The organism is Pseudomonas sp. PS01270, assembly GCF_029959775.1.
GTDB classification, from domain to species: domain Bacteria; phylum Pseudomonadota; class Gammaproteobacteria; order Pseudomonadales; family Pseudomonadaceae; genus Aquipseudomonas; species Aquipseudomonas atacamensis.
On sequence record NZ_JASCPT010000028.1, the window covers coordinates 25,981 to 50,961 of the forward strand.

At 60.2% G+C, this 24,981-nt stretch carries 27 protein-coding genes and 1 tRNA gene; 19 read left to right on the forward strand and 9 right to left on the reverse strand.

Annotation, left to right across the window (positions count from 1 at the left end):
• Positions 1 to 37: 37 nt before the first annotated feature.
• Together QMX86_RS11125 and QMX86_RS11130 are read left to right on the forward strand one after the other, a co-directional pair.
• Entirely contained in the window at positions 38 to 751 is a 714-nt protein-coding gene (locus tag QMX86_RS11125) for a LysR family transcriptional regulator (protein ID WP_282382693.1), read from the forward strand.
• Positions 637 to 954 carry a LysR substrate-binding domain-containing protein gene (locus QMX86_RS11130; protein WP_282382692.1) on the forward strand — a complete coding sequence of 106 codons (318 nt, stop codon included), beginning with the start codon at positions 637 to 639 and terminating at the stop codon, positions 952 to 954. Before QMX86_RS11125 ends, QMX86_RS11130 begins: the two co-directional genes overlap by 115 nt.
• Positions 955 to 975: 21 nt before the next feature.
• Here the strand turns inward: QMX86_RS11130 and QMX86_RS11135 are convergent, their stop codons facing one another.
• Positions 976 to 1,338, reverse strand: a complete 363-nt coding sequence (locus QMX86_RS11135; RefSeq protein ID WP_071172326.1) for a response regulator — start codon at positions 1,336 to 1,338, stop codon at positions 976 to 978.
• Between the two features lie 23 nt (positions 1,339 to 1,361).
• Entirely contained in the window at positions 1,362 to 2,801 is a 1,440-nt protein-coding gene (locus tag QMX86_RS11140) for an ATPase domain-containing protein (protein WP_280035893.1), read from the reverse strand.
• Positions 2,802 to 3,114: 313 nt separating this feature from the next.
• Here QMX86_RS11140 and pstS point away from each other — a divergent pair, with 313 nt between their 5' ends.
• The 6 genes from pstS (at position 3,115) to QMX86_RS11170 (ending at position 8,367) form a co-directional block, all read left to right on the forward strand.
• Positions 3,115 to 4,146 carry a phosphate ABC transporter substrate-binding protein PstS gene (gene pstS / locus QMX86_RS11145; protein ID WP_051600442.1) on the forward strand — a complete coding sequence of 344 codons (1,032 nt, stop codon included), beginning with the start codon at positions 3,115 to 3,117 and terminating at the stop codon, positions 4,144 to 4,146.
• A 74-nt stretch (positions 4,147 to 4,220) separates the two neighbouring features.
• The gene (pstC, locus tag QMX86_RS11150) at positions 4,221 to 5,186 is read left to right on the forward strand and encodes a phosphate ABC transporter permease subunit PstC (RefSeq protein ID WP_073474631.1); all 966 of its coding nucleotides are present in this window, start codon (positions 4,221 to 4,223) and stop codon (positions 5,184 to 5,186) included.
• Positions 5,186 to 6,097: a phosphate ABC transporter permease PstA gene (gene pstA / locus QMX86_RS11155; RefSeq protein WP_016774590.1), complete on the forward strand. Its 912-nt coding sequence runs from the start codon at positions 5,186 to 5,188 to the stop codon at positions 6,095 to 6,097. The genes pstC and pstA overlap by 1 nt, the downstream gene beginning before the upstream one ends.
• A 75-nt stretch (positions 6,098 to 6,172) precedes the next feature.
• Entirely contained in the window at positions 6,173 to 6,934 is a 762-nt protein-coding gene (gene pstB / locus QMX86_RS11160) for a phosphate ABC transporter ATP-binding protein PstB (RefSeq protein ID WP_016774591.1), read from the forward strand.
• A gap of 93 nt (positions 6,935 to 7,027) precedes the next feature.
• Entirely contained in the window at positions 7,028 to 7,726 is a 699-nt protein-coding gene (locus QMX86_RS11165; protein WP_282382687.1) for a hypothetical protein, read from the forward strand.
• Positions 7,726 to 8,367, forward strand: coding sequence for a hypothetical protein (locus tag QMX86_RS11170; protein WP_282382685.1), 642 nt, complete (start codon positions 7,726 to 7,728; stop codon positions 8,365 to 8,367). The genes QMX86_RS11165 and QMX86_RS11170 overlap by 1 nt, the downstream gene beginning before the upstream one ends.
• Before the next feature lie 151 nt (positions 8,368 to 8,518).
• Here QMX86_RS11170 and QMX86_RS11175 read toward each other — a convergent pair.
• Positions 8,519 to 8,606, reverse strand: a tRNA-Ser gene (locus QMX86_RS11175).
• A 123-nt stretch (positions 8,607 to 8,729) separates the two neighbouring features.
• Here QMX86_RS11175 and QMX86_RS11180 point away from each other — a divergent pair.
• Entirely contained in the window at positions 8,730 to 9,401 is a 672-nt protein-coding gene (locus QMX86_RS11180) for a Bax inhibitor-1/YccA family protein (RefSeq protein WP_008006561.1), read from the forward strand.
• Positions 9,402 to 9,466: 65 nt separating this feature from the next.
• On the opposite strand, the gene QMX86_RS11185 is transcribed toward QMX86_RS11180, so the two are convergent.
• Together QMX86_RS11185 and QMX86_RS11190 are read right to left on the reverse strand one after the other, a co-directional pair.
• Positions 9,467 to 9,796: a YceK/YidQ family lipoprotein gene (locus QMX86_RS11185; protein WP_024012842.1), complete on the reverse strand. Its 330-nt coding sequence runs from the start codon at positions 9,794 to 9,796 to the stop codon at positions 9,467 to 9,469.
• A 58-nt stretch (positions 9,797 to 9,854) separates the two neighbouring features.
• Positions 9,855 to 10,292, reverse strand: a complete 438-nt coding sequence (locus tag QMX86_RS11190) for an Lrp/AsnC family transcriptional regulator (RefSeq protein WP_056785725.1) — start codon at positions 10,290 to 10,292, stop codon at positions 9,855 to 9,857.
• A 147-nt stretch (positions 10,293 to 10,439) separates the two neighbouring features.
• Here QMX86_RS11190 and QMX86_RS11195 point away from each other — a divergent pair, with 147 nt between their 5' ends.
• Positions 10,440 to 11,333 carry a DMT family transporter gene (locus tag QMX86_RS11195; protein WP_282382682.1) on the forward strand — a complete coding sequence of 298 codons (894 nt, stop codon included), beginning with the start codon at positions 10,440 to 10,442 and terminating at the stop codon, positions 11,331 to 11,333.
• A gap of 3 nt (positions 11,334 to 11,336) precedes the next feature.
• Here the strand turns inward: QMX86_RS11195 and QMX86_RS11200 are convergent, their stop codons facing one another.
• From QMX86_RS11200 to QMX86_RS11215, 4 genes are all read right to left on the reverse strand, one after another.
• Positions 11,337 to 12,377: an FUSC family protein gene (locus QMX86_RS11200; protein WP_282382824.1), complete on the reverse strand. Its 1,041-nt coding sequence runs from the start codon at positions 12,375 to 12,377 to the stop codon at positions 11,337 to 11,339.
• 57 nt (positions 12,378 to 12,434) lie between these two features.
• Positions 12,435 to 13,394, reverse strand: coding sequence for an HlyD family secretion protein (locus QMX86_RS11205; protein ID WP_071172330.1), 960 nt, complete (start codon positions 13,392 to 13,394; stop codon positions 12,435 to 12,437).
• A 2-nt stretch (positions 13,395 to 13,396) separates the two neighbouring features.
• Positions 13,397 to 13,753, reverse strand: a complete 357-nt coding sequence (locus QMX86_RS11210; protein ID WP_016774599.1) for a DUF3302 domain-containing protein — start codon at positions 13,751 to 13,753, stop codon at positions 13,397 to 13,399.
• 101 nt (positions 13,754 to 13,854) lie between these two features.
• On the reverse strand, positions 13,855 to 15,480 hold the full coding sequence (locus QMX86_RS11215) for an NADP-dependent glyceraldehyde-3-phosphate dehydrogenase (RefSeq protein WP_282382679.1): 1,626 nt from the start codon (positions 15,478 to 15,480) through the stop codon (positions 13,855 to 13,857).
• A gap of 376 nt (positions 15,481 to 15,856) precedes the next feature.
• Here QMX86_RS11215 and QMX86_RS11220 point away from each other — a divergent pair, with 376 nt between their 5' ends.
• From QMX86_RS11220 to QMX86_RS11260, 9 genes are read left to right on the forward strand one after another with little or no spacing between them, the layout of a single operon-like run.
• Positions 15,857 to 16,468, forward strand: coding sequence for a transposase (locus tag QMX86_RS11220; RefSeq protein ID WP_024012848.1), 612 nt, complete (start codon positions 15,857 to 15,859; stop codon positions 16,466 to 16,468).
• A gap of 54 nt (positions 16,469 to 16,522) precedes the next feature.
• Positions 16,523 to 18,121, forward strand: coding sequence for a ShlB/FhaC/HecB family hemolysin secretion/activation protein (locus QMX86_RS11225; protein WP_282387030.1), 1,599 nt, complete (start codon positions 16,523 to 16,525; stop codon positions 18,119 to 18,121).
• 12 nt (positions 18,122 to 18,133) lie between these two features.
• Positions 18,134 to 19,933, forward strand: coding sequence for a MotA/TolQ/ExbB proton channel family protein (locus QMX86_RS11230; RefSeq protein ID WP_282387031.1), 1,800 nt, complete (start codon positions 18,134 to 18,136; stop codon positions 19,931 to 19,933).
• Positions 19,934 to 19,944: 11 nt separating this feature from the next.
• On the forward strand, positions 19,945 to 20,370 hold the full coding sequence (locus tag QMX86_RS11235; RefSeq protein WP_003201710.1) for a biopolymer transporter ExbD: 426 nt from the start codon (positions 19,945 to 19,947) through the stop codon (positions 20,368 to 20,370).
• A gap of 3 nt (positions 20,371 to 20,373) precedes the next feature.
• Positions 20,374 to 21,078: an energy transducer TonB gene (locus tag QMX86_RS11240; RefSeq protein WP_282387032.1), complete on the forward strand. Its 705-nt coding sequence runs from the start codon at positions 20,374 to 20,376 to the stop codon at positions 21,076 to 21,078.
• Between the two features lie 39 nt (positions 21,079 to 21,117).
• Positions 21,118 to 22,815 (forward strand): putative porin, encoded by a 1,698-nt coding sequence (locus QMX86_RS11245; RefSeq protein WP_122507255.1) that lies wholly within the window; start codon positions 21,118 to 21,120, stop codon positions 22,813 to 22,815.
• 17 nt (positions 22,816 to 22,832) lie between these two features.
• On the forward strand, positions 22,833 to 23,462 hold the full coding sequence (locus QMX86_RS11250) for a DNA repair protein (RefSeq protein WP_130929960.1): 630 nt from the start codon (positions 22,833 to 22,835) through the stop codon (positions 23,460 to 23,462).
• Between the two features lie 17 nt (positions 23,463 to 23,479).
• Positions 23,480 to 23,950: a YbjN domain-containing protein gene (locus tag QMX86_RS11255; protein ID WP_282387036.1), complete on the forward strand. Its 471-nt coding sequence runs from the start codon at positions 23,480 to 23,482 to the stop codon at positions 23,948 to 23,950.
• On the forward strand, positions 23,947 to 24,894 hold the full coding sequence (locus tag QMX86_RS11260; RefSeq protein WP_282387037.1) for a peptidylprolyl isomerase: 948 nt from the start codon (positions 23,947 to 23,949) through the stop codon (positions 24,892 to 24,894). The genes QMX86_RS11255 and QMX86_RS11260 overlap by 4 nt, the downstream gene beginning before the upstream one ends.
• Positions 24,895 to 24,981 lie beyond the last annotated feature (87 nt).

The following is a 24,981-nucleotide window of genomic DNA, read 5'->3' on the forward strand; positions in this document are numbered from 1 at the left end:
AGACAACATGCCTTCAAGCTTTTCGCCAGGACCGGCCATGGACAATTATTCGCAGCTACTCGCTTTTATCTGGTCTACCGAATGTGGAAGTTTTTCTGCTGCCGCGCGCGCCCATCACCTGACGCCATCAGCGGTCAGCAAACTGATCACTCGCCTGGAAGATCGCTTGCAGGTCCGGCTGTTCCAGCGCGGCTCACGCGTGCTGACGCTGACCGAGGAGGGCGCCGCTTACCTGCGCAGCGCCAAAGCCGTCGTCGAAGCCATGAACGAGGCGGACTCGCTGGCCGAGGCGTTGCCCTCCAGGGTCAGTGGCACCCTGCGCATCCACACCATGACCTCTTTCGCCAAACACCAGATCGTGCCGTGGCTACCGGAATTTCTGGATTTGTATCCCTCACTGGACGTTGAGATCCAACTCGGCGCGCAATTCGTCGATCACTTCGAGCAAGGGCTCGATATCGCCATCCACAGCGGCGTATTGCCCAGCTCATCACGCATTGCCAGACGCATCGGCGAATGTGAATGGCTGATCTGTGCCTCGCCCCAGTACCTGGCCGTACACGGCACACCAACCACACCCGCAGATTTGCTGAATCATCGTTGCTTCAATTTCAGCTTCGTCAGCCCGTGGAACAAATGGTCGTTTTTGCAGGATGGAGACGGCGTCTCGGTACCGGTGACCGCCAGCGCGTCTTTTTTTCTCAAGGCGATCTGTTGCGCGACATGGCGCTGTCAGGCGCTGGCGTGGTGAAGCTTGCGGACTTTCATATCGGGCTTGATGTAAAAGCGGGAACACTGGTGCCGTTGCTTGAGGATTTCAAAACGGGTGTGGTCGAGCCGATCTACCTGCTTTATTCGGATCGCAAGCATTTGAGTCCACGGATACGAGTGTTCATCGAGTTTTTTCAGAACAAGTGGCGTGAGCATCCGTGGAAAACTGAAAGCTGGCTGTAAAAGACTGGCGTCAGCGACGGACTACTCCGTCGCCAACAGCCTCTTTACCTCACCCACAATCACCGCAATATCAAACGGCTTGGGCACCACCACATCAAACAGATCCGAGCGCTGCATGCCGATGTGCGCTTGCGCGCCACTCATGAGAATGATCGGCAAGTGTTTGACGGACGGCTGGGCACGCACGGCTTCGGCGAATTCGAGGCCGTCCATGACCGGCATCATGAAGTCAGTGATGACCAGGGCTGGACGTTCTCTTTCCAGCACTTCGAGAGCCTTCTTGCCATTGCTCGCGGTCACAGTCATGAAGCCCTCATCCTCTAGCGCAAAGCCAAGAATGTCAGCAATCAGATACTCGTCGTCGACTACCAGAATGGTGGTCATGTTATTTCAACCCGCTTGAAGACTTACGAAATTGAACCAGGCAATGACTCAGCTGCGACTGAAGGTTCATTTTTCAAAGCCTTTTCCAGGAACACATCTTGATCACGGACAACCACCTCGAACCGCGACGGGTTGTAGGAGCTATCACGTACCTTAAGAATGGAAAGCGTCCTGCGAAGTTCAGCGTGATTCTCAAAGAAACGCATGAGGATCAGGTTGTCGACAATACTGGACAGGTCAGAGTTCGGTGCGCTGACTTCGGAGCCGAACAAATCGCGCATTTCCCAGGAGGCAAAGACCGTCACGCCTCTGGACCGCAGTTCGTTCATCAATGCACTGAAAAAGTCGGTGATGCGTTCCGGTGTGGTTGACACCCGTGTCATGCCGCTCAGGCTATCGATGAACAGGCGCTTGATGCCTTTCTCATCGACCAGGCTCAGCAGGCGTGCGCCGAGGCCGTCCAGCAAGCCTTCGGTAGTTGGCTGCCAGGCAATGCTCAATGCGCCGCTGTGTTCCATGTGTTCAATATCGATGCCCAGCGAACGGCCTTTCAGGCGCAGGCGCTGCGGGCTTTCATAGAAACCGAAATGCAGGCCAGGCGCTTCGGCCGTAGATTGCGCGAGAAACTTCAGGCCCAGCGTGGTTTTGCCGATGCCGGAAGGCCCCATGACCAGCGTGACGCTGGAGCTGTGCAAGCCGCCACCGAAGATCTTGTCGAGCGACGCAATGCCGCTTGGAATGCGAGTCATGTCCGCGCTGTCGGGGGCGGAAGGGCGCTTGTAGAGACTTTCGAGGCGCGGGTAGACGACCAGGCCGTTATCGGTGATTTCACATTCGTGCAGACCGGTCAACGCACCGCTGCCGCGAGTTTTGCGCAAATGAATGCGGCGCACCGAACGGGTACCGAACAGCTCTTCACCCATTTCGATGACGCCGTCGACCATCGTGTGCTCGGGGCTGCCGTCGTCCAGGCGCGAGCTGGTCAGGAACAGCACGGTGCAACCAGCAAATGCGGCATGGCCTTGCAGTTCGGAGATGAATTTTTTCGTGTCGATCGGCGAGTCGGCTTTGGAGCGTGCATTGAGCAGGCCGTCGACGACCATGACGGTCGCCTTCTGCCGAGTGATTTCACGTCGCAGCAGCTTCACGACTTCATCGAGGCCTTCGTTTTCCAGCGTATCGAATGCGCTGACAAACTGAATTTCCGCGCCGACTCGCGAAGCGTCGAAAAAACTCATGGTCGACAGGAACTGGAACAGGCGGTCGTGGGACTCGGCCAGCAACGTGGCGACCAGCACACGGCCGCCGTTGCGGGCATGGTGAAACCCTAGCTGGTTGGCAAGGATGGTCTTGCCGGAGCCCGGGCGCCCTTGAATGATGTATGAAGCGCCGGCGACAAAGCCCCCCTGAAGCAGCGCGTCGAGCCCTTCGATCCCGCTTTGAAGGCGTTTTAGCTTTTCCACAATGCGACCCTGATCTGAATAAACAGGCTTGTTCAGCCGAATGAGTGAAATGCTAACGCCATTTCCGGTTGAGGGCCATAAAGGCTGGGGAAAAGTAGCGTTTTTGCAATGTGAACCTGGCACGTGACTGCTCGGGATCAGGGGGTAGTGACAAGCCCGGCACAGGAAGATTCGATTTTTCGAAACCCGGAAGCCGATTACATCCATAGGCGCTGCTGCGGACCATGAGGGTAACGCTTGCCACTTTGCTTTCATGAAATCGTCACAAAACTGCTGCAGAGTTCGGGAGCCCGTAATCACTAGGTGTCATTTAATGAAAAGTTTGATGAAGTCTGCTGCGCTCGCCATTGCGGTATCTCTTTGTGCCACCTCGGCCTCCTTTGCAGCAGAAAATGTTCGCCTGACGGGGTCCGGAGCAAGTTTCCCGGCGCCGATCTATCTGACCTGGTTCAAGGATTTCAGCAAGAAATCCGATGGCGTCACTGTCGATTACCAATCCAAGGGCAGTGGCGCGGGCGTACAGGACTTCTTGAACAAAACCGTGGATTTCGCTGCCAGTGACTCGGCAATGAAAGACGAAGATATCGCCAAGGTCGCCGAAGGCGTGCAGTTGCTGCCAATGACCGCCGGTGAAATCGTGCTGGCCTATAACCTGCCGGGCAATCCCAAGGGTCTGAAGCTGCCACGCGACGTCTATTCCAACATTTTCCTGGGCAAGATCACGCGCTGGAACGATCCGCAGATCGTCGCAGCCAACCCGGACCTGAAACTCTCCGATACGCCGATCACGGTTGTCGTGCGTGCAGATTCCAGCGGTACGACCGCGGTATTCACCAAGCACCTGGCAACCGTCAACGCCGAGTTCAAGCAGGCGTTGGGTGAGGGCAACACCGTCAACTGGCCGGCCAGTGACAAGTTCATCAAATCGCCAAAAAACGATGGCGTAACCGCTACCGTACGCCAGACCCCTGGTGCGATTGGTTACATCGAATATGGCTTCGCCAAGCTGGCCAAGGTCGACTTCGCGCAGTTGCAGAACAAGGCTGGCAATTACGTCGTGCCAAACGCCGAAAGCGGTGCCGAGGCCTTGGCGGCGGTGAAGATGCCGGAAAACCTGGTGGCCTGGCTGCCTGATCCGGACGGTGCCAAGTCCTATCCGATCACCTCTTATACCTGGATGATTTTCCGCAAGGACAATGGCAACCCGGCCAAGGCCAAGGCCATGCGTGAAATGGTCGAATACAGCCTGACCGAGGGGCAGAAGATTGCCGATTCGATGGGTTACATCCCGTTGCCGCAATCGGTCGTCGAACAGGTTCGCAAAGCGTCCGCCAACATTCAGTAACGCCGTGAGGTCTCTCTCGGCGTGTGCGTCTGCGCCACGCCGGGAGAGTTTTCCCCCTGTTCCGGACTTAGCCCATGAACAAACCTTTTGTCGTACCGGTTAATCCCGACTCTGCCTGCCAGCCACCCTCGACGAAGGATTTCCTGGTTGATCGCACCTTCCGCGCGCTGGCGCGCATCGGTGTGGTACTGATTCTGGCGCTGGTATTTGCACTGGTGTTCGAAGTCGGACGCAAGGCACTTCCCGGTATGGAGAAGCACGGCTTCGATGTGCTTCTGGGCAGCGTATGGGACGTCAACCAAGGCAAATACGGCATTCTGCCAGCCATCTGGGGCACGCTTTACAGCGCCTTGATCGCGTTGCTGATCGCCGGTGTTTTTGGCGTGAGCATGGCGATTTTCCTGACCCAGGATTTCCTGCCGACCAAGCTCGCTGCGCTGTTTCGCACCATCGTCGAACTGCTCGCAGCCATTCCCAGCGTGGTCTATGGCCTGTGGGGGATCTATGTGGTGATTCCGGCAATTCGGCCGCTGACGACCTGGTTGAACAGCGAACTGGGCTGGATACCTTTTTTCGGCACGTCCCTGAGCGGTCCGGGCCTGCTGCCCGCAGCGCTGGTGCTCGCGATCATGATTCTGCCGACCATTGCCGCCGTTTCGCAGGACGCGCTGACGGCTGTGCCGATGAAAACCAAACAGGCCGCGTACGGCATGGGCACAACCCATTGGGAAGCGATTCTCAAGGTGATGGTGCCTTCGGCCGCCACCGGCATTTTCGGCTCTCTGGTGCTGGGCCTGGGGCGCGCGTTGGGTGAAACGATGGCGCTGGCCATGCTGGTCGGCAATGCCAACAACATTTCCCTCTCGCTGTTTGCACCGGCCAACACGCTTGCCGCTCTGCTGGCGCTGAACTTCCCCGAAGCCGGACCGAACGAGATCGAGGTGTTGATGTATGCCGCGCTGGTGCTGATGTTGATTACGCTCATCGTCAACATTTTCGGCTCGATGATCATGATGTACGCCCAACGGGGTAACAAGTGATGACTGATCTGACCGCAGCAACAGACCTGACGGCGCCAACCGGTGCGATGCCCAGCTTGCAACGCAGATTCGAAGGCCGTGCGCTGCGCAGCCTGATCCTGACCACCCTGGTCTGGGCAGGTGCTTTGCTGGCCAGCGTGCCGCTGATTTCCGTGCTCTACATGCTGATCACTCGTGGTGGCGCGCGTCTGAACCTGGAAGTCTTTACCGAACTGCCGCCGACCGGCTTCGAGATGGGCGGCGGTTTCGGCAACGCGATGGCGGGTACCTTTGTGATGGTCGGTATCGCGGCAGCGATCGCGGTGCCGGTCGGGATCATGGCGGCCATTTTTCTGGCTGAACTGGGGCCGGACAGCAAGCTGGGGAACGCCGCGCGTTTTGCCGCCAAGATGCTTACGGGCCTGCCATCAATCCTGGCAGGTGTATTTGCCTACGCCTTGGTAGTGATGACCACCGGCACGTATTCGGCACCGGCAGGTGGCGTGGCGCTCGCCGTCCTGATGCTGCCTATCGTGGTGCTGACCGCCGAAGAGTCGATGCGGATGGTGCCCAAGATCATGAAAGATGCTGCTTATGGCATGGGCTGCACTCGCTCGCAGGTCATCTGGAAGATCATCTTGCCGACCGGCATGCCGGCGATCCTGACTGGCGTGATGCTCGCCGTGGCGCGTGCCGCAGGCGAGACGGCACCGCTGTTGTTTACCGCGCTGTTCAGCAACTACTGGATCTACCACCAGGGCAATCTCGATGTCATGAATCCGACTGCCTCATTGGCGGTGCTGATCTACAACTTCTCCGGCATGCCTTTCGATAACCAGCTCGAGCTCGCATGGGCGGCCTCGTTGGTGCTGGTGATGATCGTGCTGTTCGTGAACATCATCAGCCGGATCTTCGGCAAGCCCAAGTATTAAGAACGGGAGCATCTGATTTTGAACGTATCCACTGCGCAAATTGCCGCTCCTTTTGTCACCCAGGCGCCTGTAGTCATGGACTGCAAACTGGACAAGATTTTCTACGGCAACTTCATGGCAGTACGTGACAGCCACGTGCCCATCGAGAAAAACAAGATCACCGGATTCATCGGTCCCTCAGGCTGCGGCAAAAGCACCGTGCTGCGCAGCCTCAACCGCATGAACGATCTGGTGAAGGGCTTTCGTTTCGAGGGCCATGTGCATTTCCTCGGGCAGGACGTCTACGGCAAGGGCGTCGATCCGGTGGTCGTGCGCCGCTACATCGGCATGGTGTTTCAACAGCCTAACCCGTTCTCGATGAGCATCTTCGACAACGTGGCGTTTGGTCTTCGCCTCAACCGCTACAAGGGCGATATCGGCGACCGCGTCAAGCATGCGCTGCAAGGCGCCGCGCTGTGGGACGAAGTCAAGGACAAGCTCAAGGTCAGCGGCCTGTCGCTCTCCGGTGGCCAGCAACAACGCCTGTGTATCGCCCGGGCGATCGCCACTGAGCCGGAAGTCCTGCTGCTGGATGAGCCTTGTTCGGCACTCGACCCGATCGCCACCCGACGCGTCGAAGAATTGATGGTCGAGTTGAAGAAGGACTACACCATCGCACTGGTGACCCACAACATGCAGCAAGCCATCCGTGTTGCTGACACCACGGCGTTTTTCTCGGTGGATATTTCCCAGGGCACACGCACCGGTTATCTGGTCGAGATGGGCCCGACGGCGCAGATCTTCGACAACCCGCGTGAACAGATGACCGGCGATTACATCAGCGGCAAGTTCAGCTAAGTCACAGCACCGGTCACGGCCGCCTACCTGCACAAGCCAAATGGATTTGGCGGGCATCGGTGGACATTTACCAAGCGTTTCCAAGGAGCTCCAATGCCTGCCACGCATCGCCTTGATTTGCCTGCGATTGAACGCGCGCTGCGGAAAGTGCAGAGCCGTTTCACCGAACTCAGCCGGCACTTCACCGAGCCCCGGGACCCGTTCACTGACGAAGTTCTGCACAATATGCTTGAAGGCTATGCGTTGGTTGACGAATATGTTGCCCGCGGCGTCGACCTGTTCGATCTGCAGCAACTGAACCTGATGCTGGAGATCAATGCCACAGTGCTTTGTGGCCGGGATCCGGCGCGCCGGCTGGAATACGCCCAGCATCTGGCAGCCACCGAGGCGCATTTCTTCAACAATGTTGAGGGCGGCATCAAGGACTTGTACAACTGGTATTGCGCTTATCGCAGTGAGTCAGTCTGGAAGCGTGCAGCGGGTGTCTATGTGCGCATTCTGAGCAAGCCGCAGCTGTTTATCGAAGGCAACAACCGCAGTGGCTCGCTGATTGTCAGCTACCTGCTCATGCGGGCGGGGCTGCCTCCATTCGTGTTGACCCTGGAAAACGCCGAGGGCTATTTCAACCCGTCTTCGGTCATCCGCAACTCCGCCAAGCATGGCGTCAAGGCGTTGTACGAATTGCCCAAGATCAAGAAAAAATATGCAGCATTCCTGGAAGAACAGGCGCCCGATCCAATGAAGTTCTTTCTCAAAGGCAAGCCTTTGCCTCTCTCGCAGAGTAGTAATTGATGAGCTGGGCTCCAGCATTTGCCAGATTGAAAACCTTCGGCAGCCGGGCAGGGCAGGCTGTCCGCTGGGCTTTGCCGCAGTTGTTCGAACGTCAGCGCATACGGATTTCGTTCGATATCGATGACACGCTCGCTTGCCAGCTTCATCACTGCGCGGTCGAGAACAGTCGACTACCGGCCTGTATTCATCGCTGGTTGGGTGAGCCGTTGCGGATGGGCACGCGATCGCTGATCCGAGAGCTGCGTCGCCAGGATTGCAGTGTCTGGGTCTACACCTCATCCGGGCGCACGCCGTCCTATATCAGGCGTTGGTTGGCGCTTTATGGCATCCGCGTCGACGGCGTGGTCAACAGTGTGCTGCACAACCGTGCCCTGACGGCGCACGGAATGTCGAATTCGCCTTCCAAGTATCCGCCAGCGTTCGATATCGACTTGCATGTCGATGACTCCGAAGGCGTGCAGATTGAAGGCAAGGATCATGGCTTCCGGGTGGTCGTGGTGCATCCCGAGGATGATCGCTGGGCGCAGAAAGTGCTGGATTCGGTGGCCAAGATCCAGGCGCAGCTCGCCTGGCAGCAAATGCGCAGACCTCAGGCGCCGGTGCAACAGCGTGCGGAGGCTGTCTTTGAGTCGCTTGGCTGAGCGAGTACACATTGGCTATCTGGACAGCAGCGCCTCAGGTGTACGAGGCACTGCTGTGAAATGACTCAACAGATGCGCAAACGCTGCTGTGCAAACATGTCTCGCAGAAACGACAAAGCCCTGAGTAATCAGGGCTTTGTTGTACATAAGATGGCGGAGGCGATGGGATTCGAACTCATGGACCTGTTACAGTCGACGGTTTTCAAGACCGTTGCCTTAAACCACTCGGCCACACCTCCGTTTGCGTTGCGGGCGCCATAATACCTGAATGAAACACACTGTCAAACTCTCTGCATGGCTTGTTACAGAGCGTCTGTTATGATCTTTGCGACTGAACGTTTCAAACCAACAGGAGTGTCGCCATGCGCGAACAGGATTACGCAGTTAATAACAGCGTGCAGGCTGAGCAGCTAGAGGTTAGCCGCGTCCTGCGCAACACTTATGGTCTCTTGGCTCTGACCCTCGCATTCAGCGGTGTGATGGCCTTCGTAGCCCAGCAGATGCGTGTCGGCTATCCGAACATTTTCGTGGTGCTGATCGGCTTCTACGGGCTGTTCTTCCTCACCAACAAACTCCGTGATTCCGCGTGGGGCCTGGTGTCCGCCTTTGCGTTGACCGGTTTCATGGGTTTCCTGCTCGGCCCGATCCTCAACCGTTACCTGGGCATGCAGGGCGGCGCTGAAGTGGTCAGCTCGGCGTTCGCCATGACCGCGCTGGTGTTCGGTGGTCTGTCGGCCTACGTGCTGATCACCCGCAAGGACATGAGCTTCCTCGGTGGCTTCATCACCGCCGGTTTCTTTGTCCTGCTGGGCGCTACGCTGGCGAGCTTCTTCTTCCAGATCAGCGGCCTGCAACTGGCGATCAGCGCCGGCTTCGTGCTGTTCTCGTCGGTCTGCATTCTGTTCCAGACCAGCGCGATCATCCACGGCGGCGAGCGCAACTACATCATGGCGACCATCAGCCTGTATGTATCGATCTACAACCTGTTCGTCAGCCTGCTGCAACTGTTCGGCATCATGAGCCGCGACGACTGATCGTAATGGCTGCAATAAAAAACCCGCTTCGGCGGGTTTTTTATCGTCTGGAGAAAAGTGTCTGCTCAGTTGATGACGATGCTGCCGTCCACTTGCTGACGGTAGATCGTGTAGGGCAGCAGCAAAGTATCGAGCGCGCCGGACACCACGGCGTCCACCAGCACCACCGGAATGGCCGCGTTGCGGTGATCATCGGGATCGATGCCTGAGGCCAGCGGAGCGTTCAGCGTGCAGAAGTCATAAGCGAGGCCGCTGTAGATTCTCGGTACCGCGCCGCAATAGCTTTTCTGCTGCTTGAGCCCGTCAATGGCAGCCTGGTCGTCGCGCGCCACCGTTTGAATCGTGCCACAACCGCCGAGCAGCAGGGCCGCGAGCAGTATTGCCTGAATTTTCATAGCGCCATTCCTTAGCCGCGAAAAACCCCAATCTACCCTGATCATTGGTAAAAGACACCTACGCCATCGGTGGCAGGCGTCGCTTGACCGGGGTCTTCTTGACGATCGCGGTGTTGGTTTCGGCCAACGTATTCAGTCGGTCTAGCAGGGTATCGAGCTGTTCCATCGAGCGCACGTGCAGGCGGGCGATAAAACAGTCGTCACCGGTGACCTTGTCGCACTCGGTGAACTCCGGAATCGACATGATCTGCCGCTCAACCTCCTGCAATTGCCCTGGCAGCGGCCGCACACGGACGATCGCCTGCAACTGATAGCCGAAGCATTTCGGATCGATCTCCACCGTGTAGCCCTTGAGCACGCCGCGCTCTTCCAGGCGCCGCAACCGCTCTGCCACGCTAGGCGATGACAGGCCGCTGATCTGCGCCAGCGCTTTGAGCGAGCGCCGCGAGTCTTCCATCAGCGCGCTGATAAGGATCTGATCGATATCGTCAGTCACATTCAAACTCCGGATTAGGCAAAGGACGCAAATCACCCTCGATAAAAAAGGCAAAAACCAAGTTTAGCCTGCTTTATGCGCTGGAGCAGCGCGAGGTGCGCTTGGCATACTTTTGCCATGCTTCAGACACAACCTCAGGAGAAGATGATGGACAACGCAATCCGCCGCGGCTCGCTGGAAATGACCGCCGCCATGCTGATATCGGGGACGATCGGCTGGTTTGTGCTGGTGTCCGGGCAACCGGTGCTCGACGTGGTGTTCTGGCGCTGCGTGTTCGGCGCCGGCACCTTGCTGTTGGTCTGCGCCGCGTTCGGCTTCCTGCGTCCGGGAATGCTGACCCGCACAACGTTTCTGCTGGCGGTGCTCAGTGGCATGGCGATTGTCGGCAATTGGGTGCTGCTGTTCGCATCCTATTCCCGCGCCTCGATTGCCATCGGCACCGCAGTCTATAACGTGCAGCCATTCATGCTGGTCGGCCTGGCGGCGTTGTTCCTCGGCGAGAAAATTACCCTGCAGAAGCTGTTCTGGCTGGCGATTTCGTTCATGGGCATGCTGGCGATCGTCAGCGCCCATGGCACGCAAGGCGAGGAGGATAACGATTACTTGATGGGAATTGCCCTGGCGTTGGGCGCGGCGTTTCTGTATGCGATCGCGGCACTGATCATCAAGCGCCTGACCGGCACGCCGCCGCACCTGATCGCGCTGATTCAAGTCTGCACCGGTGTGCTGTTGCTCGCGCCTTTTGCGCATTTCGATGCGTTGCCGGCGGGCGCCGATGCGTGGGCCAGTCTGCTGACTCTCGGGATCGTGCACACCGGTCTGATGTACGTCTTGCTGTACGGCGCGATTCAAAAATTGCCGACGGCATTGACCGGCGCGCTGTCCTTTATCTATCCGATCGCGGCAATTTTCGTTGACTGGTTCGCCTTCGGCCATCGCCTCCAATTGCTGCAGTGGATCGGCGTGGCGGCGATCCTGCTGGCCGCCGCCGGCATGCAACAAGGTTGGGGCTGGAAAGCCCGGCGGCTGGCGGCACAATAAGGATCAGATGTTCCAGCGCGGTGCGGTTGCTGCCAAGCGCTGGCGCATCTCGCTGATATTGGCCGCCAGTTGCCGGGTCAGCATCCGGTAGCCGTCGAGCGTATTGGCGACTGGCGCATCAAGGTCCGCTGCTGGCAGCTCCATCGGTCGCTCCAGCCGTTGCGAGGCCCCGGTTTTCAACGCGCGAGCCATGCCGATCAGCTGCACACGAATCTGCCGGTGCTCAGCCTTCAGTGCCGTTTGCAGATATGCCGTGGCCTGCGGGTCGCTTGCGTTGGGGCGGATATTGCCGAGGATCTCCAGCGTGCTGATGCACATGCGCAGGTTGCGCTGAATCGCGTCGAGCTCGGTCATGGAGATTTTCACTTCCTTGGACACCGACGGCATCAGCGAGCGCAATTGCACCATCACCGCGCCGACTTTGCTCATCAGCCGCACATGCTCGTCGGCGCTGACCGCTTCACCGTTGATGATGCGCCCGTACACTGTGGCGCAGTCGCGCAAGGCGTCGGCGAGGTTGTAACGCCACGAGTAGACCGCGTACAGCGGCAGGGCGAAGGAAAACGCCAGGGCGAGGGCGATGCCGATCAGGATGTCGACGCCGCGCCACAGACCATCGGTGATCGGGTTGTCGCCATGCCCGGCGACGATGAACACCGTGATGGCGGAGAGCAGGGCGGTGTAGCCGCCCTTGCCGATCGCGTGATACGAGAAAAAACCGCACACCACGGCCATGGAAAAATAGGTCAGCCACGGCATGCCCAGCCAGGCGTGCTGCGCCACTAGGGCCAATCCGACCCCCGCGCCGATCAGGGTGCCGATAGCGCGCTCGGCGGCTTTTTTGCCGATGTTGCCGTGGTGCTGCAAACCGCCGATCACCACCAGCATGGTCACCGATGCCCATTCGCCGTGGGGCAGATTGATGCCAGTGGTCAGCAGAATCGTCGCCAGCAACCCCAGCGCCACCCGCACGGAATGGATCAGTCGGGCGTGACGGTAGCGCCGATACGGGTCCAGCAGCGGACGCAGGATACGGCGCAACAGCGGTGGCAGGCGGTGGGTGCTGTAAGTAGTCAGTGCGAACCTCGTGAGTCAGTCAAATCAATGGAAGGGGAAAATGTAATTCATCCAGGCGGACATGCGCAGCAGGATTTTGCGCATCGCGCCGATGTGATGAAAGTGCTGACTGTACAGCGCCGCTTGCCCGTAGGCGCCGCCCGGCATGAGCGCGCTGTATTCGGCGAACGCCGGGTCAGTGATTTCAATGATCACTGGCACCCGTCCGGCCGGTGGCGAGCCGGTGTAGCTGATCAGGGTACCGGAAGGTTGCACCTGGCCCTCTGCGATCACCCCGATAACGCTTTTCACTCGCCCCGCGAAGACTTTGCCGGGAATGCCATCGAAGGCGACTTCGGCCTCGTCGCCCACGGTCAGACGCAGCAGGCTGTTCTGACGCATCCAAGCGGCGAAGTACTGACCTTCCTGCGGAATAAACACCATCGACGGGCGCAGCGGCAGCTTGCTCGCCATCATTCCCGGGCGCAGCGAAACGTGGGTGACGAAGCCTTTGCTCGGCGCTCGAACCACAGTGTTGTCCAGCTCGAACTGCGCATTGTCCAGTTGCGCCTGCAGATCGTCGGTGCGGGCAATGGCCGCATCCAGTTCACGCTGGGTGCCGAAGTTGCGGCGAATCAGTTCGGTGATGCGGTAGCGGTCGCCCTTGGCTGCAACCAGTTGCGCCTTCAGCGATTTCAGGCGGTTCTGGAAAGGCGTGGGATCGATGCGGAACAGCACGTCGCCTTTTTCCAGGGGTTCGTTGCCCTTTACCGGCACGTCGATAACCTGGCCGCTGACGATCGGAATGACCGGCACCGAGACAAAGTAGGAGCGCGCCACTTCGGAATAGGGATGGTTGTAGTTCATGGTGAAAATCAGCGCGCCGACGATCAGCACGCCACCCAGAACAGCGGTGGGCACCGTCCATTTGTTCAGCGGAATACGGAAGATCTTGAAAATCGCGACGCAGAGCGCGGCATACGTGAGGATGAGCAACAGATCCATGCTCAGATCCCCCGGCTGTCAGATTGAGGCGCAACCGGCGACTGCGCTTCGAGCCGCTCGATCCTGGCTTGCAGCTCGACGACCTGCTGCTCCAGTTGATTGACGTGATTCTGAATGGGTTTGCCATCGCCAAAACCCCAACCGCGATCCTCGCGATAGGCCATCGCCCAGATCCACAGAAACGGCCACAGCGCATGCAGGGTAAACAGGCTGACCCAGCCCGTGGCATGGATTGCGTCCTGGTGTGGGTGGTTGCGGTGGACAGCGATCTCGTACGGGATGTCATGCAGCACGATGATCCCGTAAAACAGCACGAGACCGACAAAAACCAACAGACCCAATGCGAAGTAATCGAGCATGGTCAGCCTCCCGGGCATCCAGCAATGCTGGGCTGAGTGTAGTCACTGAATCGCCGGGGGGCTGACGGATCGGCAGGATCATTAATCCTGCCGATCACCCGTCAAAAGATGTAATCGGTGGTCAGGAAACTCGAATCACGCCCGCGAATGATCTCGCTGATCAGGTCCTTGTTGCTCTCCTGGAATTTGGTCGCCACCAGCGTACGAATCGAAAACACCCGCAATGCATCGTGAACCGAGAGCGTGCCTTCGGCGGAGTTCTTGCGACCGTTGAACGGGTAAGTGTCCGGGCCGCGCTGGCACTGGGCGTTGAGGTTGATCCGCCCGACCTGGTTGGCGAAAGTGTCGACCAGCCGGCCGACCGCCACCGGGTTGGTGCCGAAGATGCTCAACTGCTGGCCGAAATCGGATTCCAGCACATAGTCAATCACGGTATCGAGGTGGCGGTACGGCACGATGGGCACGACCGGGCCGAACTGTTCTTCCTGATACACGCGCATCTGCGGGTTCACCGGATAGAGCACTGCCGGGTAGAAGAACGAGGCATGGGACTCGCCACCATTCGGGTTGACCACCTGGGCGCCTTTGCTTTGCGCATCCGCGACCAGACCATGCAGATAATCGACCTTGCCCGACTCCGGCAGCGGCGTCAGCGCCACGCCGCTGTCCCAGGGCATGCCCGGTTTCAGCGTGGCCAGCTTGGCGTTGAATTTCTCGATGAAACTGTCGACCACGTCTTCATGCACGAAGAGGATTTTCAGTGCGGTGCAGCGCTGGCCGTTGAACGACAGCGAACCGGTGACGGCCTCGCTGACGGCGTTGTCGAGATCGACTTCGGGCAAGACGATGCCCGGGTTCTTGGCATCCAGACCGAGGGCAGCGCGCAAACGGTGTGGTTTTGGGTGCAGCTTCTTCAGGTCACTGGCAGCCTTGTTGGTGCCGATGAAGGCGAAGATGTCGATCTTGCCGCTGGCCATCAAAGCGCTGACGGTCTCACGGCCGCTGCCATAGATGACGTTGATCACGCCGCTCGGGAAGCTGTCGCGGAAGGCTTCGAGCAACGGCCGAATCAGCAGCACGCCGAGCTTGGCCGGTTTGAACACTACGGTGTTGCCCATGATCAGCGCCGGAATCAGCGTGGTGAAGGTTTCGTTCAGCGGGTAGTTGTAAGGCCCCATGCACAAGGCGACGCCGAGCGGCACGCGGCGGATCTGGCCGAGGGTGTCCTGCTCCAGCTCGAAGCGGCTGGAGCGGCGGTCGAGTTCTTTCAATGCGTTGATGGTGTCAACGATGTAATCGCAGGTGCGATCGAACTCTTTTTCCGAGTCCTTGAGGTTCTTGCCGATCTCCCACATCAGCAGCTTGACCACGGCCTCGCGCTGCTCGCGCATGCGGCCGAGAAACGCTTCGACATGCTGGATGCGCTCGGCCACGCGCATGGTCGGCCACAGACCTTGGCCGCGATCGTAAGCGCGAACGGCAGCGTCGAGAGCGGTGAGGGCGGTGTCGGCATCCAGCAGCGGCGTGCTGCCGAGGATCACCTGTTCTTCGCCGTTTGCGCTTTTCAGATAAACCGGGCTGCGCACCTGCGCGAGAGGGCCGTCCCAGCGGCGCAATTGACCATCGACCAGGTATTCACGCTGCTCGACCTGAGCGTCGAGGCGATATTTTTCCGGGATGTCGCTGACCGAAGGGAACAGGTTGCCAAGGATGTTTGCTGTGGTCATGTCACTACCCTGTGTTGAAGTCGGCGTGCCGATTGAAAGTCTTGTGAAGGTTATACGCCTGAACGGGCCGGGATTTAACCCTGTGAATGTCACGCGAATGTCACGCACCCGTGCAACCGCAGTCCACCCTGTGGGAGCGAGCCTGCTCGCGAAGGCGGCGGCACATCCAACATCCTCATTGCCTGACACAGCGCTTTCGCGAGCAGGCTCGCTCCCACGGTCGATCGTTTAAATCAGTCAGTCTGTCTTCGGTAATGAAGCTTTTATGACAAAAGTTCGGTAGCCCTTTGCCAGTCCGGTCATGCCTGTGTAACGCGCTTGAGGGGCCTTTCGGGGCGCACTTTGCAAGCCGAGGCGGGACGCCGGGAGTGAGGCAATGGGGACTATGGAACGCTATTCGAAAGTGGGCATGCAGGAGCTCGATCAACGCCTGTCGAAGATCGTCGAAGCGGCGCGCAAGAAGCCGGTTTCGGTGTATCGCTACGGCGCGCCGTGGGTCTGGATCGTCTCGCAGGAGGACTGGCAGGGTGCTTTGAAAGAAGTGTCCAGCTACATTCCACCGGGCCATTCGCTGGTGTTGCTGCGCCCGCAGATCGACGATCTGCTCGACGCCCACCAGGACCTGCTGCACGACCTCAATGCCGCACCCGGCATGCTCATTCCCGCGCAGACGGTGATGCACGTCCTGCTCCTGCAATTGCTGTATTCGGTGCCCAGCGAACAGCAGCTCTATGAACAGCTGAACTACAACCTGCTGTTCCGCTGGTTTGTCGGCCTCGGCCTGAACCAGAAAGTCTGGAGTTTCACCGCCCTCAGCCGTGACATCGCCACGCTGCTCAACGAGCCGCGCGCGGTGCTGCTGATTCAGAAAATCATCGGCGAAGTGTTCTGCGGTGCCTTGCTGCAAATGCCCGAGTTCTCGCTGAACTTTGCGCTGTTGCATACCTGGCTGGGCAAGCACGCCTGCGCCACAACGATCAGCAATTGACGCAGCACACCGGGCGCTAACGCCCACAGGTCATCGCGAATTTCAGGGGGTAATGTGGAACGGATTTTCACGTCACGGCTGGCGCTGTGGGGCTGGCTGCTGGTGACGGCGGGCGCGCAGCCTGCGCTGGCCGAGGAGGGCACAGAAGCGCCCGCCGCGCAGCGACTGGTCGACGTCAACGAATACTTCGTGCGCGGCAATACCGTGCTCGATGCCCGGGCGATCGAAGAAGCGGTCTACCCGTTTCTCGGCCCGCAGAAAGCCTTGAGCGACATCGAAGGCGCCCGCGATGCGTTGCAGAAGGCCTATCAGGAGCGCGGCTATCAGTCGGTGTTTGTCGAGCTGCCCGAGCAGGCGGTGGCCGATGGCATCGTCTATCTGCAAGTCAGCGAAACCAAGGTCGGCCGGGTGCGCGTGGTCGGCGCCAAACACTATTCGCCGCTGGACATTCGCGACAACGTACCGGCGCTGAAGGAAGGCGAGGTGCCGGACTTCGCCAAGGTCCAGGGCGAACTCGCGCAGCTCAACAAGACCCCCGGTCGCCAGGTCATGCCTTTGGTGCGCGAGGGTCAGCGCCCCGGCACCATGGATGTCGACTTGCAGGTCGAAGACCAGAACCCGTGGACGGCCAGCGTCGGCCTCAATAACGACTACAGCGTCGACACCGAAAAGCTGCGCAGCGTCACCAGCCTCGGTTACAACAACCTCTGGCAGCTCGGCCACAGCGTCAACCTGACGTTCTTCACCGCGCCGCAGGAAACCGACAACGCCAAGGTCTGGTCCGGGTCCTACACCGCGCCGCTGAGCGAGCGCTGGAGCGTGCAGTTCTCCGGTTACCAGTCCGACAGCAACGTCGCCACCATCGGCGGCAGCAACGTGCTCGGCAAGGGTCACAGCTACGGCGTCGCGGCGATTTACACATTGCCCTCGAGCGGCAATTGGTCGAACTCGTTGTCGGCCGGGATCGACTTCAAGGACTTCGACGAGCGCCTGAGCCTGTCCGGCGAAAGCGACAAGGTGCCGCTGAAATACGCGCCGTTCACCTTCGCCTACAACGGCTTTCGTTACAGCGAAAAGAGCCAGCTCGGCCTCGGCCTGAGTCTGGTTGCCGCCACCCGCAGCGTGTTCGGCTACGGCAGCGACGACGAAGACTTCGACTACAAACGCTATCGCGCCAAACCGAGTTTCGCCGTGCTCAAGGGCGACACCAACTACACCTGGACCTTTGACAACGACTGGCAGAGCGCAAGCAAAGCCGCATTCCAACTCGCCTCGGGGCCGCTGGTTTCCAACGAACAATTCTCCGCCGGTGGCGCCACCTCGGTGCGCGGCTATCTCGCGGCAGAGCGCACCGCCGATGACGGCTATTTGCTCAGCCAGGAATTGCGCACACCGTCGCTGGCGAAATTTGCCGGCACGTGGATGCAGGACTGGCGCTTCTACGCCTTCGCCGAGGGTGCGCAACTTTACCTGCGCGACGAACTGCCGGATCAGGACGCCAATTACGCCCTGGCCAGCGTCGGCCTCGGCACCCGCGCCAGCCTGAGTAAATGGCTGTCCGGCAGCCTCGACTGGGGCTACCCGCTACTCGAAGGGCCGAACACCTCAAAGCAGGAATCGCGCCTGCACTTCAACCTCCAAGCCACTTTCTAACGGAGCACGTCCATGCAACGCCTCTTCCTTTCGTTGTTGATCTGCCTGGGCTTCGTGCTCCCGGCCACGGCTCAGGCCTGGTGGCAGGACGACTGGCATTACCGTAAACAGATCGCCGTCGACACCACGCCACAAGGCGCGGCGATCAATCAGGCGCTCGGCCGCACCGCGCTACTGGTGCGCCTGCACACCGGCAACTTCACCTTCGACGGCGTGAAAGAGGACGGCTCCGATCTGCGCTTCGTCGCGGCGGATGACAAAACCGTGCTCAACCACCAGATCGAAAGTTTCGACGCGCTGATGGGCATGGCGCTGATCTGGGTTGATGTGCCGAATGTAGAGGGCGGTCAGCGTCAGGACATCTGGATGTACTACGGCAACCAGAAAGCCCCGGCCACTGGCAACGGCCAACTCACTTTCGATCCGAATTACACCGCGCTGTATCACTTCGACGGCGCCACCGGCACCCCGGCGAAAGACACCACGGCGTACGGCAACACCGCGCAAAGCGCGACCGGCACAGCGATTGATGGCGTCGTCGGGCGTGCCTTGCAGTTCAGCGGCCAGCCGTTGTTGCTGCCAGCCAGTCCGTCGCTACAACATAACGCGGGCAGTGCGTTCACCTTCAGTGCCTGGCTGCGTCTGGATCAGGCCAGCGGCGAGCAAGTGATACTGGCGCGTCGCGAAGGCTCGCAGAGCCTGCTGATCGGCGTCAGCCAAGGCCTGCCGTTCGTGGAAATCGACGGCCAGCGCGCTGCTGCCACCCAGGCGCTGGCGCCGGCGCAATGGCAACACGTTGCGCTGACCGCCGAGGGCTCGAAAGTCACCCTGTATATCAACGGTCGCGAAAGTGCTGCGTTGGCCCAGGCGATGCCGGCGTTCAACTCGGTCATGGCCATCGGCGCCGATCTGCAGGAAGGCGCGTTCCAGCCATTCGCTGGCGCTATTGATGAGCTGCGCCTGTCGAAAGTCGCCCGTCCGGCCGCGTTGTTGCTGGCCGATGCCACCTCGCAAGGCGCCGAGTCGAAACTGGTGGCTTACGGCGTCGATGAAGAGCAGTCCGGCTTTGGCTTCGGCAGCCTCGGCTTCCTGCTCAACGCGGTGCCAGTCGACGCCTGGGTGATCATCGCCGTGCTGGTGCTGATGATGTTCCAGTCGTGGATCATCATGCTGCGCAAGAACCGCAGCCTCAGCCGCGTCACCGCTGCCAACGAAGACTTCCGCGTGCAATTCGCCAAGGTCGGCACGCGTCTGGAAATGTTCGCCGACGATGCGCAACTGGCTCAGCGTCTGCAGCATTCGTCGCTGTGGCGCCTGTATCTGGTGGCGGTCAAAGAGATCCGTACCCGTCGCGAGCAGGGCGCCGATACCTCCTCGGTTTCAGCGGCAACCATCGAAGCCATCCGCTGCTCCATGGATGGCGTGCGCACCCGCGAGAACCAGCAACTGAGTTCGAAACTCTCGACCCTGTCCAACGCCATCGCCGGCGGTCCGTATATCGGCCTGCTCGGTACGGTGCTGGGGATCATGGTGGTGTTCCTCGGCACGGCAATGGCCGGCGACGTCAACATCAACGCCATCGCTCCCGGTATGGCCGCCGCGCTGTTGGCCACGGCGATGGGCCTGTTCGTCGCGATCCCCGCGCTGTTTGGCTACAACCGCCTGATCACCCGCAACAAGGAAGTCAGCGCCGACATGCGCGTATTCGTCGACGAGTTCATCACCCGGCTGGCGGAAATGCACGGCGAGAGCCAGTTCAGTGAGGCGTCGCACCCGCGCGGCCATCATGCCAACCACTCCGTACCGGCCTGAGGAGCACTGCCATGGCGTCCGTAAATGCCTCCCACGACGATGATGACGATGCCGCAGTCGACAGCATCAACATCACCCCACTGGTCGATGTGCTGATGGTGGTGCTGGTGATGTTCATCCTCACCGCTACCGCGCAGGTCTCCGGGATCCAGATCAACCTGCCTAAGGCCAGCGCTTCGGTGTCGCTGTCCGAAGCCAAGACCAAGGCGATCTCGGTCAACGACGGCGGCCAGGTGTTCCTCGATGCCTATCCGGTCACTTTGGCCGAGCTGGAAGAGCGCCTGCGCATCGAGAAAGCGCAAAGCCCGGATTTCCCGGTGATCGTGCGCGGCGATGCGACGGTGCAGTACCAGAAAGTCATCGAAGTACTCGATCTGCTGCGCCGGCTCGAACTGTCCCAGGTCGGTCTCGTTACCGGCAAACCGAGTCAGGGCTGAGTCATGACCGCACAACTCCCGATCGAACCGCCGCCCGTGAAAAAGTCGCCGTTGCGCTATGTGAAGTGGGGCGCCGGACTGCTGGTCGGCGCACTCGCCGCGTGGTTCCTCTGGCAGTGGGCCAACGACATGGCCGGCGTGCGCCGCGAAGCGCCGAAAGTGCCGACGATCATTCCATTGCCGCCACCGCCACCACCGCCGCCGGAGAAACCGCCAGAGCCGGTAACGCCGGTGGAAGAAAAAGTCGTCGAGCCCGAGCCAACGCCGGAGCCGGAGGAGGTCAAGCCTGAAGAAGAGGCGCCGCCATCGCCGGCGGACGATCTGGCCAATCCGATGCAAATGGACGGCGACGCGCAGGCCGGCAGCGACGCTTTCAACATCGGCGCGGGCAAGGGCGGCGGCATGGCCGGTGCTGGCGGCGGGCGTTTGGGCACGGGCACGTACAGCCAGTTTCTCGCGTTCACCTTCCAGCGTTTGCTGCGCGAGAACCCCGACCTGCGCAACCTCGCGTTCTCGCTACAGGCCGATGTCTGGCTGAGCAGCGTCGGCGAGATCACCCGTGTCGAGCTGATCAAGTCCAGCGGCAACCCGCAAATCGATACCCAGGTGCTGGCCGCTTTACGCGGTGCGCCAGCCCTCAGCGAACGGCCTCCGGCCTCCATCACTTTGCCCGTGCGCCTGTCCCTGCAAGGGCGGCGTCCGGGTTAATTCACTTATTCAAGCTTCGGCAAAAGGAGTTGTGTGCAGATGATTTCCAACGTGAATCGATTGTCCCTGGCGGTCGGCATGGTCGTCGCGACCCTGGTCGGTCAGGCCGTGGCAGCGCCTGCGCCGTCGGAGAACGCCACGATCAATCTGATCCGCTTGCTGGTCGAGCAGGGCATTCTGAAACAGGACAAGGCTGACGCGCTGATCGCCCAGGCGCAGAACGAAGCGGCGCAGGCGAAGCAGGCGGCGGCTTCTACCGCAGTTGCGGCCGGGCCGGTCGCCGCGCCGGGGGATGTGCGCGTGCAGTACGTGCCGGCAGCAGTGCGCGACCAGATCCGCGATCAGGTCAAAGCCGAGGTCATGGCCACCGCCAAACAGGAAAACTGGGCCGCGCCGAATACCTTCCCGGACTGGGCCTCGCGCATCAGTTTCGACGGCGACATTCGCCTGCGTGACGAATCGCGGTACTACTCGGGCAACAACAGCAACGAAATCGTCGACTTCGCCAAGCTCAACAACAATGGCCCGTACGACGTAAATCCCAACAGCAGCACCAGTCTGCCGCCGTTGCTCAACACCCGCGAAGACCGCGAAAACCTCTTTCGCCTGCGTGCACGCCTGGGCATGAAAGCAGTGATTTCGGAGGAATGGACCGCCGGCATTCGCATCGGCACCGGTTCGGACAACAACCCGGTATCGACCACGCAGAACCTCGGCGGCGGCTTCGCCAAGAAGGACATCTGGCTCGATCAGGGCTACCTGACCTGGAAGCCAATGGACGAATTGACCCTGACCGGCGGGCGCTTCGCCAATCCGTTCATGTCCACCGACATGCTCTATTCCAACGACCTGAATTTCGACGGTGTGGCGGCGATTTTCGATCACAAGCTCAACCGCGATTGGGGCGTGTTCGGCACCGTCGGCGCGTTCCCGGTGGACTACACCAACGACACTTCCAGCAGCAACGGTTTCGATAAGGAAGAGAGCGACAACAAATGGCTGTACGGCGCGCAGCTCGGCGCGAAATGGGCGATCAACAGCAACAACCGCCTCAAAGGTGCGCTGGCCTATTACCGCTTCGACGACATACAGGGCCAGCGCTCCAGCCCCTGTGAACCGTGGGCCGGCTCGCCAGGCTGCGACAGCGACGGCACCCGCGCGGCGTTCATGCAGAAGGGCAACAGCGTGTTCCTGCTGCGTGACATCACGCCGAACCCGCTCAACCCGAGCGCTACGCCGCAGCCGCAATTCGTCGGGCTTGCGTCCGAGTTCAACCTGCTCGATCTCAACGTGGTCTGGGATGCCGACTTGCCGCAGGACTTCAAACTGCGCAGCCAAGGCAACTACATCCACAACCTCAGCTACGACGAAGGCGACATGCGCAAGCGTTCCGCCGGGCAGATCGTCAACAACCTCGACAGCAACGGCGAGATCGAAAGCGGCGCCAATGCATGGATGGTGCAGTTCACCCTCGGCAACGCACTGGACCTCAAACGCAAGGGCGACTGGAACCTGTTCGCCGGCTACAAGTACATCCAGCCGGACGCCTTGCCGGACGGCTTCAACGACTCGTCGTTCCACCTCGGCGGCACCAACGCCAAGGGCTATTTCATGGGCGGCAACTACGGCCTGGCGAAGAACGTTTCCGCCACGGGCCGCTGGATGAGCACCGAAGCGGTGTACGGCGCGCCGTTCGACATCGACGTCTTGCAGCTTGAGATCAACACGCGCTTCTAAGGCGCCGGGAGAGCTTTATGAACACGCGTTTTCTCGCGCTGGGCCTGGGTTTGTTGATTGCCACCGGGGCGAACGGCGAAGGCATGGAAGAACGCTTGCGCACGCAATTGCGCAGCACCACCCAGCAATTGCAGGCCCTGCAAAGCCAGCAGGCCCAGGCCAGCGCCGCGCAACTGGCGGCACAGAACGAAGCCAAGGCTGCCCAAGCGCAGATCAAGCAGCTGACCGCCGAACTGGCCAAAGCCAAAGGCCTCGCCGAGCAACTGGCCGGGCAGCAGCAGGCCCTGCACAGCCAGGCGCAGGCGCAAGTCGCGGCCAGTGCCGAGCAGACTGGCAAGTTCAAGAAAGCCTACGACGAGTTGCTCGTCCTCGCCCGTGGCAAAGAAGCCGAACGCGCGAAGCTGCAAGCGCAGCTGGCGGAACGTGACACACAAGTGCAGCAATGTTCAGCCAAGAATCAGCAAATGTACGGCGTCGCCAAACAGATCCTCACGGCGTACGAAAACATCGACGTCGCCGAAGTGATGAAGATCCGCCAGCCATTCGCCGGCAGTGCCCGGGTCAAGTTCGATGAACTGGCCCAAGGCTTTGGCGACGAGCTGTACAAAACCCAATTCGACGCGCCGCAAGCCGCGATCGCTCACTGATAACAAGGAAGAAAGCCATGACTCAATTGATCACCCACGTTTCCCCGCAATCACTGACCGACGTTCTGCAAGCCGCCGGTTATCGCGTCAACCAGAGCGAACAGAACGGCATCGTGCAATTGCTCAGCGCCAGTCAGGGCATCGGCTACGCCGTGCGGTTCGGCAACCCGGCGCTGGAGCAGGGCAGCTTTGTTGATTTCACCTTCAGCTGTGCGCTGCGCGTGCAGGGCGACTTGCCCCAGGGCGTGGCCGAGCAGTGGAACGCTACGCGGCGGTTTGCACGGTTGTCGTTGCAGGGCGAGTTTCTGCTGATGGAAATGGACGTGGTCGTGGCCGCTGGGGTGAGCAACGAGCACCTGCGCGGCAATTTGGAATTGTGGGATCGCCTGTTGCAGGAATTCATCGTTTACCTGCGCGACTTCAGCCAGGCCACTGGTGTGCAAACCGCCAAATCAGCTATCGCCGAACAAGAGGAAGTCGCGCTGTGAAAAAGCCTGCCATGGTGATCGGCGCCGGAGCGCTGGCGTTGTTGGTGGTGGCCGTGGCATTGGTGCTGCGGCCGGGCAGTGATCCGGTCGCCGCTCAGCAGCCCTCGCCGGTGATGGCGGTTGCAGCCGGGCCAGCGGTCGCGCGGTTGGGCAATCAGCAGGTTTCGCCAGAGGAATTGCAGGCGCTGCTGGCCACCGTCCCGGCGCAAACCCGCGAACAGCTGCGCGGCAACCGTGAGGCGCTGGAGCGCTGGATTCGTGCGCGGCTGGCGGAAAAAGCCGTGCTGGAACAGGCCGATGCGCAGGGCTGGGCGCAGCGTCCCGACGTCGCCCGGCAGACTCGCGCGGCGACTGAGCAGATCGTGTTTCGTGATTATTTGCGCTCGGTGAGTCAGGTGCCGGCGGAGTATCCAAGCGCAGCTGAGTTGCAGCAGGCGTATGACGCGGGGAAGGCCAACTGGCAGACGCCGCCGATGTACCGGGTCAGTCAGATTTTCCTTGCTGTCAGTGATTCCGCTTCGTTGGAAACCGTACGCAAACAAGCCGCTGAATTGAGCAAGAAGGCGCAGTCAGCACCGGCTGATTTTGCGGCGCTCGCTACGCAATATTCGCAGGATCGAGTGACGGCAGAGCGGGGCGGTGATACCGGCCTGCAACCGTTGCAACAGCTGGTGCCGGAAGTGCGCAGCGCCGTGGCGCGGCTCAAGGTGGGCGCCGTGTCTGATCCGGTACAAAGTGCCGCCGGCTTCCACGTGATCAAACTAACCGAACAACAACCGGCCCGCACCGCGACGCTGGAGGAACTGTGCGACCAACTGACCCAGGCCCTGCGCGCACAACGCCAGGAACAGATCGCCCAGGCTTATCTGGACGGCATGCTCAACACCGCCACCCTCAGCATCGACGGCGCTGAACTGAACAAAGTCCTGGAGGAAAAGCACTGATTTCACCTACACCACAACCCCTGTGGGAGCGAGCTTGCTCGCGAAAGCGGAGTATCAGTCAGCAAATATGTTGAATGTGCTGACGCT

Excerpts from the sequence above, each read along its gene's own strand:
- QMX86_RS11125 (WP_282382693.1), top strand. The coding sequence starts at position 38 with ATGGACAATTATTCGCAGCTACTCGCTTTTATCTGGTCTACCGAATGT.
- QMX86_RS11130 (WP_282382692.1), top strand. The coding sequence starts at position 637 with ATGGTCGTTTTTGCAGGATGGAGACGGCGTCTCGGTACCGGTGACCGC.
- QMX86_RS11135 (WP_071172326.1), bottom strand. The coding sequence starts at position 1,338 with ATGACCACCATTCTGGTAGTCGACGACGAGTATCTGATTGCTGACATT.
- pstS (WP_051600442.1), top strand. The coding sequence starts at position 3,115 with ATGAAAAGTTTGATGAAGTCTGCTGCGCTCGCCATTGCGGTATCTCTT.
- pstC (WP_073474631.1), top strand. The coding sequence starts at position 4,221 with ATGAACAAACCTTTTGTCGTACCGGTTAATCCCGACTCTGCCTGCCAG.
- pstA (WP_016774590.1), top strand. The coding sequence starts at position 5,186 with ATGACTGATCTGACCGCAGCAACAGACCTGACGGCGCCAACCGGTGCG.
- pstB (WP_016774591.1), top strand. The coding sequence starts at position 6,173 with ATGGACTGCAAACTGGACAAGATTTTCTACGGCAACTTCATGGCAGTA.
- QMX86_RS11165 (WP_282382687.1), top strand. The coding sequence starts at position 7,028 with ATGCCTGCCACGCATCGCCTTGATTTGCCTGCGATTGAACGCGCGCTG.
- QMX86_RS11170 (WP_282382685.1), top strand. The coding sequence starts at position 7,726 with ATGAGCTGGGCTCCAGCATTTGCCAGATTGAAAACCTTCGGCAGCCGG.
- QMX86_RS11180 (WP_008006561.1), top strand. The coding sequence starts at position 8,730 with ATGCGCGAACAGGATTACGCAGTTAATAACAGCGTGCAGGCTGAGCAG.
- QMX86_RS11185 (WP_024012842.1), bottom strand. The coding sequence starts at position 9,796 with ATGAAAATTCAGGCAATACTGCTCGCGGCCCTGCTGCTCGGCGGTTGT.
- QMX86_RS11195 (WP_282382682.1), top strand. The coding sequence starts at position 10,440 with ATGGACAACGCAATCCGCCGCGGCTCGCTGGAAATGACCGCCGCCATG.
- QMX86_RS11205 (WP_071172330.1), bottom strand. The coding sequence starts at position 13,394 with ATGGATCTGTTGCTCATCCTCACGTATGCCGCGCTCTGCGTCGCGATT.
- QMX86_RS11210 (WP_016774599.1), bottom strand. The coding sequence starts at position 13,753 with ATGCTCGATTACTTCGCATTGGGTCTGTTGGTTTTTGTCGGTCTCGTG.
- QMX86_RS11215 (WP_282382679.1), bottom strand. The coding sequence starts at position 15,480 with ATGACCACAGCAAACATCCTTGGCAACCTGTTCCCTTCGGTCAGCGAC.
- QMX86_RS11220 (WP_024012848.1), top strand. The coding sequence starts at position 15,857 with ATGGGGACTATGGAACGCTATTCGAAAGTGGGCATGCAGGAGCTCGAT.
- QMX86_RS11230 (WP_282387031.1), top strand. The coding sequence starts at position 18,134 with ATGCAACGCCTCTTCCTTTCGTTGTTGATCTGCCTGGGCTTCGTGCTC.
- QMX86_RS11235 (WP_003201710.1), top strand. The coding sequence starts at position 19,945 with ATGGCGTCCGTAAATGCCTCCCACGACGATGATGACGATGCCGCAGTC.
- QMX86_RS11240 (WP_282387032.1), top strand. The coding sequence starts at position 20,374 with ATGACCGCACAACTCCCGATCGAACCGCCGCCCGTGAAAAAGTCGCCG.
- QMX86_RS11245 (WP_122507255.1), top strand. The coding sequence starts at position 21,118 with ATGATTTCCAACGTGAATCGATTGTCCCTGGCGGTCGGCATGGTCGTC.
- QMX86_RS11250 (WP_130929960.1), top strand. The coding sequence starts at position 22,833 with ATGAACACGCGTTTTCTCGCGCTGGGCCTGGGTTTGTTGATTGCCACC.
- QMX86_RS11255 (WP_282387036.1), top strand. The coding sequence starts at position 23,480 with ATGACTCAATTGATCACCCACGTTTCCCCGCAATCACTGACCGACGTT.